General features: G+C 63.1%; 6 protein-coding genes. 2 read left to right on the plus strand and 4 right to left on the minus strand.

The genetic code is table 11. The annotated features are described in order from the left end of the window. The first annotated feature begins 198 nt into the window (after positions 1-198). Entirely contained in the window at positions 199-1,092 is an 894-nt protein-coding gene (locus tag AU074_RS04605; protein ID WP_076013698.1) for a LysR family transcriptional regulator, read from the plus strand. On the opposite strand, the gene AU074_RS04610 is transcribed toward AU074_RS04605, so the two are convergent. From AU074_RS04610 to AU074_RS04625, 4 genes are read right to left on the minus strand one after another with little or no spacing between them, the layout of a single operon-like run. Then, positions 1,085-3,979 (minus strand): bpX6 domain-containing protein, encoded by a 2,895-nt coding sequence (locus AU074_RS04610; protein WP_076013699.1) that lies wholly within the window; start codon positions 3,977-3,979, stop codon positions 1,085-1,087. The genes AU074_RS04605 and AU074_RS04610 overlap by 8 nt on opposite strands. After that, positions 3,972-5,804: a hypothetical protein gene (locus AU074_RS04615; RefSeq protein WP_076013700.1), complete on the minus strand. Its 1,833-nt coding sequence runs from the start codon at positions 5,802-5,804 to the stop codon at positions 3,972-3,974. The genes AU074_RS04610 and AU074_RS04615 overlap by 8 nt, the downstream gene beginning before the upstream one ends. After that, positions 5,804-6,238: a hypothetical protein gene (locus AU074_RS04620; protein WP_076013701.1), complete on the minus strand. Its 435-nt coding sequence runs from the start codon at positions 6,236-6,238 to the stop codon at positions 5,804-5,806. Before AU074_RS04620 ends, AU074_RS04615 begins: the two co-directional genes overlap by 1 nt. Next, positions 6,235-7,356, minus strand: a complete 1,122-nt coding sequence (locus AU074_RS04625; RefSeq protein ID WP_076013702.1) for an AAA family ATPase — start codon at positions 7,354-7,356, stop codon at positions 6,235-6,237. The genes AU074_RS04620 and AU074_RS04625 overlap by 4 nt, the downstream gene beginning before the upstream one ends. Before the next feature lie 92 nt (positions 7,357-7,448). On the opposite strand from AU074_RS04625, the gene AU074_RS04630 reads away from it, so the two are divergent. Further along, positions 7,449-7,934, plus strand: coding sequence for a GFA family protein (locus tag AU074_RS04630; protein WP_076013703.1), 486 nt, complete (start codon positions 7,449-7,451; stop codon positions 7,932-7,934). Positions 7,935-8,242: the final 308 nt, after the last annotated feature.

An 8,242-nucleotide genomic window follows, 5' to 3' on the forward strand; every position in this document is an offset into this window, starting at 1 on the left:
GAACGCCGCTGACCTGTCCGAACAGAGCACAGCCCCCGAATTGATCATGAGGCTTTCTGTGGTGATGGCGCGTGCCTGTGGCGAGGGGGCTTGTCCCCCGTTGGAGTGCGAAGCGCTCCCGCTTTTTTTGGGCCCGCTACGCAGGCCAACGGGGGACAAGCCCCCTCGCCACAAGAGTTCGTCCACCTGGAGCCTTGCATGCACTTTGATCTGGCTGACTTACGCCTGTTTATCCATATCGCCGAATCCCCCAGCCTGACCCAGGGCGCCAGGCGCGCGTTCCTCTCGCCGGCCGCCGCCAGTGCGCGGATCAAAGCCCTGGAAGGCCAGCTCGACACGCGCCTGCTGTATCGCGACAGCCGTGGCGTGGAAATCACCCCGGCGGGCGAACGGCTGGTGCACCACGCGCGGTTGATCATGCGCCAGGTGGATTACCTGAAGAGTGAGTTCACCCAATACGGCATCGATTCGGCCGGGCATATCCGCATTTTTGCCAACACCACCGCCGTGACCGAGTTTCTCCCGGAAGTGCTGGCTGGCTTTCTTTCAGCGCGTCCTGGCGTCACCGTGGACCTTCAGGAGCGTCTGTCACGAGACATCGTGCGAGGCGTGCTCGACGGTACCAGCGACATGGGCATCATCGCCGGGCCCGTGGAAGCATCGGGGCTACAGGTGCTGCATTTCAGCACCGACCACCTGGTGCTGACGGTACCCGTGGGGCATCCGCTGGCGAGCCTGCCTTCGGTGACGTTGGAGCAAACCCTCGCCTACCAACATATCGGTTTGCATGACGGCAGCACGTTGCTGAGTTTCCTGCGTGAGCATGTGGAGCGGTTGGGCAAGCACCTGTCGTTGCGGATCCAGATGTCGAGTTTCGAGGCGATCTGCCGGATGGTCGAGGCTGGCGTCGGGATCGGCATCATTCCAGAGTCGGCGGCGGTGCGCCACAGCCGGACCATGCAGTTGGTGACGGTCAAGCTGGATGAGGTTTGGGCGGTACGCGAGCGCAGTATTCTGGTGCGGGAACTGGAGGCGTTGCCCGGCACCATTCGTGCGTTGATAGCCACGTTGATGCCGCAGACGGTCAGTTAAGGGTGATGTTGCGCTGGCTGCCATTGGCAACGTTGATATGGGACAGGCGGCCTTGTTCATCGAACAGCAGCCAGTCATCGCCCTGTTGACGCACATTGGCGTCATCGAGTGGCCACGTCCAAGCAGCGCAGAGACGGTCGCTGGCGCGGTGAATCATATGCCAACGGCTCTGGTTGTCTGCGACGGCATAATGGAACAGCAGCCACTCCGGCTCCAGATGGACGCTCACCGGGTATTCCTCGATCAGTTCGGCCGCGGCGCCCGGCAAACGATAGCCCCGGTGATTACCGGCAACGTTGACCACCAGAATCAGTTCCTCGGCGTACAGGTCCTTGATCCAGCACTCGGTGATCATGCTGACCGCGCAAAGCAACTGGTTGTGGTCCGGATTGATGGCCGGCACAACCTCGCGCCCCATCAGGCGCCGCTCCGGCAACCGGTAATGCCAGCGCTCGATGCCCACCCCCGGCACAGAAAACAGCCATAAGTATTCGTTGCACTCATCGCTCTGCAGTCGGTGGACCCGGCCAGGCAGATCACTCACGTGCCATAGGGTGGCAAACCCTCGATCAACATCCACCACCCGCATCTGTTTCTCACGGCCGATACTCCAGGCGGTGCCATCGAAGACTTTGGCAAACACGTCCACTACCAGCACCCCAAGGTCCGTGGCGGTACGATTGACCAGGTCCAACTTGCTGATCCGCCAGGCGTCATTACGCCGAATCAGCACCAGCGCCACTTGCCGGCCGTGGGCCAGGACAATCTCCTGCGCCGGCACGGCGAAATGGAACAGCGTGTTGCCAAACTCATCAATTACCACCGCGCCGGCTTCACCGAGGGCCAACAGGTAGCGGCTATCTTCAAGCGCAACCGCATCGCGGATCCCTCGATTGCCTCGGGCAGGGACCCACCACTCCTGGGTCTCGCCCGCCTGGCTCAGGGGGACGACAGCAGAGCGCTTCAACGCCTGGCCGGGCAGGTCCGCCAAGAGCAATTTGTCCTTGCTCATTTTCACCAGCGCCTGCAACTGCTGGTGGGTCAAGCCACCCTCGCCGCCGAGCTGGTCCGCCACGATCGCATGCACCGTCGCCCCTGTGAGCCAGGCCAGCGCACCCGCCTCGGCCTTATGGGCCAACAGCGCCTGGGCAAGGGCCGCGCGTTCACGGCCGCGCTGCGGATCATTGCGCAATTGCTCGACCCATGGCCCGTAGGCATGCAGCGTCTCAGGCAGCAGGATGGCGCGCTTGACCAGCGCATCAATCGCCAACCGCCCGCCTGCCGCTTCGGCATTCAGCAGCCATTGCGCCGCTCGCCCACGCTCGGCAGGCAAACTCCAGATCACTTCCACGGCTTGCAGCCACAGGCCTTTTTCGGTCAGCGATTGCGCCCATTCAAGACGCAAGCGGTTGGCGCTTTCAGGCGACTTGGCCTGAAGTGCCAACACCGCATCGCCGAACGCGTTATCCCGGCGCGCTACCGACAAGGCCTGCTCCCACTGCTCTGCCAGGCACAGCAAGCGCACGATCACGGCAGCGGGCATGTCCCAGGCAAGGGCAAGGTCGGCGGCCTGCTGATAGCGACCGTGTTTTTCCAGGTAATCAAGCGCTTCCTGGCGCACTTTCAGCAATTCCGCCAGCACAAACACCGCTTCCTCGATGCGCCCTTCACGGTCCAGTCGCGTGAAAGTCTGGCGGTAGACCAGCCGCAAGTGGGCCTCCAGGCCCTCCTCGAACAGCATCGCGCGCCGGGGCCCGCTTTGCTCGCTCAGGCGCAGGTCCTGCCGGCGCTCCGGGGTGCCGAACATCTGCTCGCTACTGCCGTGCTCGCCGCCCAGCGGGATGGCGTGGCGCAGGGCTTCGGCAAAGTCGCCGTCTTCGAACATCTCCAGCATGCGTTGCATATAGGCGGCCTGACGCTTGCCGTACAACGCCGAAAGCTTTGAATGCTGGGTCAGGCGGGTCAGCCAGCGGCGCCAGGCGGCAGGTTTGTGCCCCACCGGCGTGGCACGCGGTGCGATACCTTGGGCCGCTTTTGCTGGGGGCGGCGCCGCCACGCCAGGCGAGCCACGACGCAAAAACTTGTTCAAGCCCATCAGCAGCGCGGTAAAGACAATCGCGCCCACCAGCGTGCCTAGGATCACCCCGCTGAAGTCCTCGCGGACGGGGGGCGGCAACGGAGAGAAAGCCTGCTGCTTGCCATAGCTGGCCATCCAGATCAGTGCCCCCACCAAGGCAAAGGTGGCGCCGAGTTTCAAGGCGGGAAACGAGACAGGCTCCGTGGGATTCCATGCGCTTTTGCCGGGAGCCGTGGCTCTGGCGGCAGGCTGTTGGGGAGCGGCGCGCTGACGTTCAATCAAGGCCTGCATGACCCCTTCCCGCTCCGGACTGACTGCCCCCAACGGCCCGCCGATGATGGTCCGCACGTCGGTGACCCGCGCCTCCAACACCGGCTCGGCCAGGGTGGCGTTGCAGTCGTAGGTGTCGAGCAGCGCATAGCCGCTGATATCGAGCCACTGCCCCGGCGACAACGCCTGGGCATCGCGCAACAGCAAGGCCTGCACCTGACTGCCACGCACCAGCCACACATCCGCCGCCGGCAGGGTGTGCAGTTCTTCCGGGGCCAGCAGCGCCGAACACAAACCAGCACCCTGGCGAATCAGCGGCCAACCCGCGAGGGTTTCGCATTGCACCGACAATGCAGTGCAGAAGCGCAACAAGTCACCTTCGGCAAACCGGTAGGCACCGGCACCTAACTGCCAGTGTTCGAGGATCAAGCGTTCGCGCTCTGACGCGTCGAAGCGTTCACAGGAGAACCACAGCCCTTCAATCTGTTGGTGGCCGGCCAGTACCGGGCGGCGAATCAACGCCTCATTGCGTTCAAGCATCGCCGCCTTCCTTGGTGTGTTCGGGCTCTTTGTCGCATGTGACCTGCAGGCGCAAGTCACCGGACGCCACGTGATACACCAGCAGTTCGCGGGAGCTGGTGAGGACCGCAAGCAGACCACTCATGGGGCAAAAGCTGTACCGGGAAATAACATCCGAGGTGGTGAAAAGCAGTTTCTGCTGCCCGTTGCTGTAAAGGCCGATAGCGCGCTGGCCGGCGTTGACCAGCAGCAGTGACGGTTGGTCCTTGCCCACGTCCAGCAGCAAGCCGATGGCTTTCCAGCCAGAGGCCAGGTCGATGTATTCCTTGATGACCGGCACAGTTTTGGGAGTGATCACCTGCCAGCTTTCATTCCCACTCTTGGACGTGAGCAGCGCGCAGCCGCCGAAATGACGCCGCCACAACGAGTTGCCGGCAAACAGCACCTGGCTCACGCCTTCTGCCACACTCAGCGCGTAACTCTCAGTCCTGGCCTCATCTGCCGCCGCCGACTGTGCAAACAATCGCCCGCCGGCGTTACGGACATAGGCCAGTGTAAATTGATCGACCCTGGCCAGGCCCAAAACGCCGCTGGCAAGTTCATGGGTCTGGCGCGGCTTTGAACGGTCCAGCGCCTTGGCCCGGTCCGACTCCCAGTAAGCCAGCCGGCCCTGGCTATCGAGCAAGTAAACGCGCTCGGCGTTGGGATTGCGCAGCCAGGCGGCAGGCAGAAACGTCGCGGTACCCGGCGGCAGCAGCAGTTGTTCGCGACTTGGTTTTTTTACCGGGGCCAGGCCGGGAATATTCCAGAAAGCCAAGGCCTCCTCGCTGCTCAACACCGCGCCGAGTTCGCGACTCAGGAAGGTCACCGCCAGCGCATGCTGATAAGAGGACCAGAGTTGAGTGCGTACACTCAAAGGCTTTTTCTGATTCGGCGACGGCAGCTTGATCACCGCCATCCCGGGCTGATCCAGCAGACGCAGCGCCACATAGTTGCCGGCACCGGAAATCACCGGCGGCAACGTCAGGGCCACCCGAGGTACCTGAGCGTTGATCACGGGCGCCTCTGCCGCTTCACCCTCGAAGCGGCCCTTGAGCAGTTGCAAGGCTTGGCGCTCATCCGGCATCGGTAATTTCACCTGCCGTGTTCCCCCGGCCCGTAACTCAAACAACAGGCTTTGCCCGTCAAGACTGCGCTGCACATGGGCCCGGTGGGTGCAGCACGCCGGTACAGCCTCCGGCAGACGCTGGCCGACAAGCCAGCATTCGCCGACGGTCTGCGGCTGTTCGGCCATCCAGTCACGCCAGGCCTGCCCATGTTGCTCACTGACCGCTTCATAGGTCCGGGCGTTCAGCAGTTGCTTGAGGTTCGACGCAGCGCCCAGCTCATACAGCGCCGGTTCACGCTGCAAAATACCCCAGCGCAACTCGGCCCCGGCCTCCGCCGCGCGGCGCGCCAACAGGATCAGCAAAGCCAGATGTACCAGGCGGGCCGCGCCCAACTGCAAGGGGCCCGCGTCGAACAGCACGACCATCAACCGATTGGCTTCCCGTGCCCGATACTGCGGCGCCAGGAACATATGCTCACCGACCGCCGCCCGACGCAGGAACTCATCGGGTACTTCCTCAGCCAACAACCACTCGCTGGACAGCAAGCGCTCATAGGGTCCACGACGTTGCAAATCACCCAGCCCATCGGGCTCCGGCACACCACCTTGTTGCCGGCCACGCAGCGGGCCGAGCAGTGGATTGAGCCGGCCCAGCAGGTCGGCGAACAGCGGCAAGTGGTCCGGAGCAAACCATTCCAGCCATTGGCTCCAGGGTTGCAGCGAGTCTGGCAGTTGCATCAGTGGCCCACCCAATAAGCGGCAATCCGCTGTAAATGTTCAGGCGTCAGCGGCAATTGGCGGTCCAGCGGAATCACCGCCTGGGGGCTGCGCCACACTAACAAGGGAGCACGTTTGAAACCCACGGCAAGTGCCTGGCCCAGCACATCCGCCGGCACGTCCGGCTCCCAACTGGTGGGCAACCACAACCCCGGCGCGCCGTCCTCGGGAGCGGCATATTCGACGCCGTCGACCCACGGCAAATCGTCGGCCACGCCGGACACCACCAACACGTGCGCATTGGCGGTGGCTTGCAGGCGCGCGGCCTGTTCGGCGGGGATCAGCAACAGCCGCGCATGCAAGCGCCGCGCAGCCTCGCCCCAGGCCACGGCAGCACGCGGTTCAGCGGGCGAGCGGCGTGAGCGCCAGCCCCAGGTGTGAGCCGCAGCCGTCATGCTATGGGCGTCAGCAGATGGGTCAGTTTCTCCCGCGCCTGCTGCAGCGACTCCGGCATGGTCTGGCTATTGAAGTTGGCGTCGATCTCTCGCAGCAGGCTTTCCAGTACCGGGCTCGCCGGTGGTTCGCTGCAGTTCAGGTAGTCTTCAGCCGTTTCCAGCAAGCGATTGAGCCGTGACATCGGCTGCAAGGTCGCCTCCTCCACCGCGCTGAACAGATGGCTATTGCTGGAAGCGGCGAACAGGTCCCGCAAGACCTCGCGGCCATGCTGCTGGGTTTCCTTGGTCGGCAACACATACAGCAACGGCCACAAATCCGCTTCGCTGGCCTCAAGCCGGCCACCGAGCAAGGCCGCCGCCGCGATCAGGCGCTGGGATTTGACGATGCGCCGGTCCGACAACGCAATGCCGGCTTCCCGAAGGCGGCGAATCGCCTGGGCGAGTGCCGGGCGCACGAGGGTGAGATCAACGTTTTTCAGCGCCTGGCCGAGGGTGTCCAGTTGAGTCAGGCCGAGCAACTGCTGGACCGGTCGCTGCTCGGACTGCCAACCACCGGCCAGCATGGCTTCCAGTTGGTTGTCCGGCACCGACTCGACAAACAGGTGCAGCAGGAAACGATCACCGAAGGCCGCCAAGGCCTCGTCGTCCGGCAGGCCGTTGGCGGCGCCCACACAGACGCGCAACGGGCAATGAATTTGCGTATGGCCACGGCGGAAGCGGCGTTCGTTGAGTACGCCCAACAAGGTGTTGAGGATCGCCGTAGAGCCCAGGAATACTTCATCGAGAAACACGATATCGGCTTCCGGCAGCATGCCGCTGACGTCAGTTTCGACAGTGCCTTCCCGGAGTTTTTTCAGGTCTACCGCGCCGAACAGTTCCGACGGTTCGGTAAAACGCCCGAGCAGGTACTCGAAATAGCGCCCGCCCATGGACTGCGCCACTCGCCGCACGACCGCACTTTTGGCGGTGCCGGGCGGACCGACAACGAGGATGTGTTCCTGGGCGACGGCGGCCAACACAATCAGCTCGGCCAATTGTTCACGCCCCACCAACCCTTCAGTCGCCGCGCGGACGGCATGGCGAATTTGCGCGGCAGCGCTCTGCAATGAAGCGATCATGGGCGTCTTCCCTGAAACCAAAGCGGGGAATCTTGCCTGAGGCTAAGGTATTAGCAAAGTATTGTTACATCATCAGGAGAAGGAGTTTTGCCATGCAGCTCGACGGTTCCTGCCATTGCGGCGCGGTTACGTTCAGTCTTGAGAGTGCTCATCCCTACCCTTATCAGCGGTGTTATTGCTCGATTTGCCGCAAGACCCAAGGGGGTGGCGGGTATGCGATCAACCTTGGGGGGGATGCCAAGAGCCTGAGGGTGCGGGGGCGCAAGTTGATTTCGGTTTATCACGCGCGGATGAAAGGGCCGGGGGATAGTCGGGCGCATGCGAGTACGGCTGAGCGGCATTTCTGTTCGCAGTGTGGGTCGGGGTTGTGGTTGTTCAGTCCGGAGTGGCCGGAGTTGATTCATCCGTTTGCTTCGGCGATTGATACGCCGTTGCCGGTGCCGCCGGAGCATACGCATTTGATGTTGGGGTCGAAGGCGCCTTGGGTTGAGGTGAGTGTTCGGCCGGGGGATCTGGAGTTTGAGGAGTATCCGCAGGAGTCGATTGCCCAGTGGCATGGGCGGTTGGGGCTGGGTTGATTGAGTGAATATCCGTTATTTGGGTGATGGCCGCCTATGGTTCCGCTCTTACAGCGGCTCACTTTTGAAAAGCGCAAAAGTAAGCAAAACGCTCTTGCCCCACCACTCGGCACCTCGCTTGGGCTCGGTGTGCCCGCACTCCGGCAGCACGAAGCGGGCCGCCGCGACGGGGCGTCCCTGCCCCGTCGCGGCTAAACCGGCGTCCTGCCGGTTTACCCGCTCCGTACTGCCTACGTTCGGCCAGCGTGGTTTAACGGGGCGCCTAAGATCAAGATCAAAAGCAGATCAACAGCACAGCGGCCTACCGG

It is taken from the genome of Pseudomonas sp. ATCC PTA-122608 (genome assembly GCF_001952855.1).
Taxonomy (GTDB): domain Bacteria; phylum Pseudomonadota; class Gammaproteobacteria; order Pseudomonadales; family Pseudomonadaceae; genus Aquipseudomonas.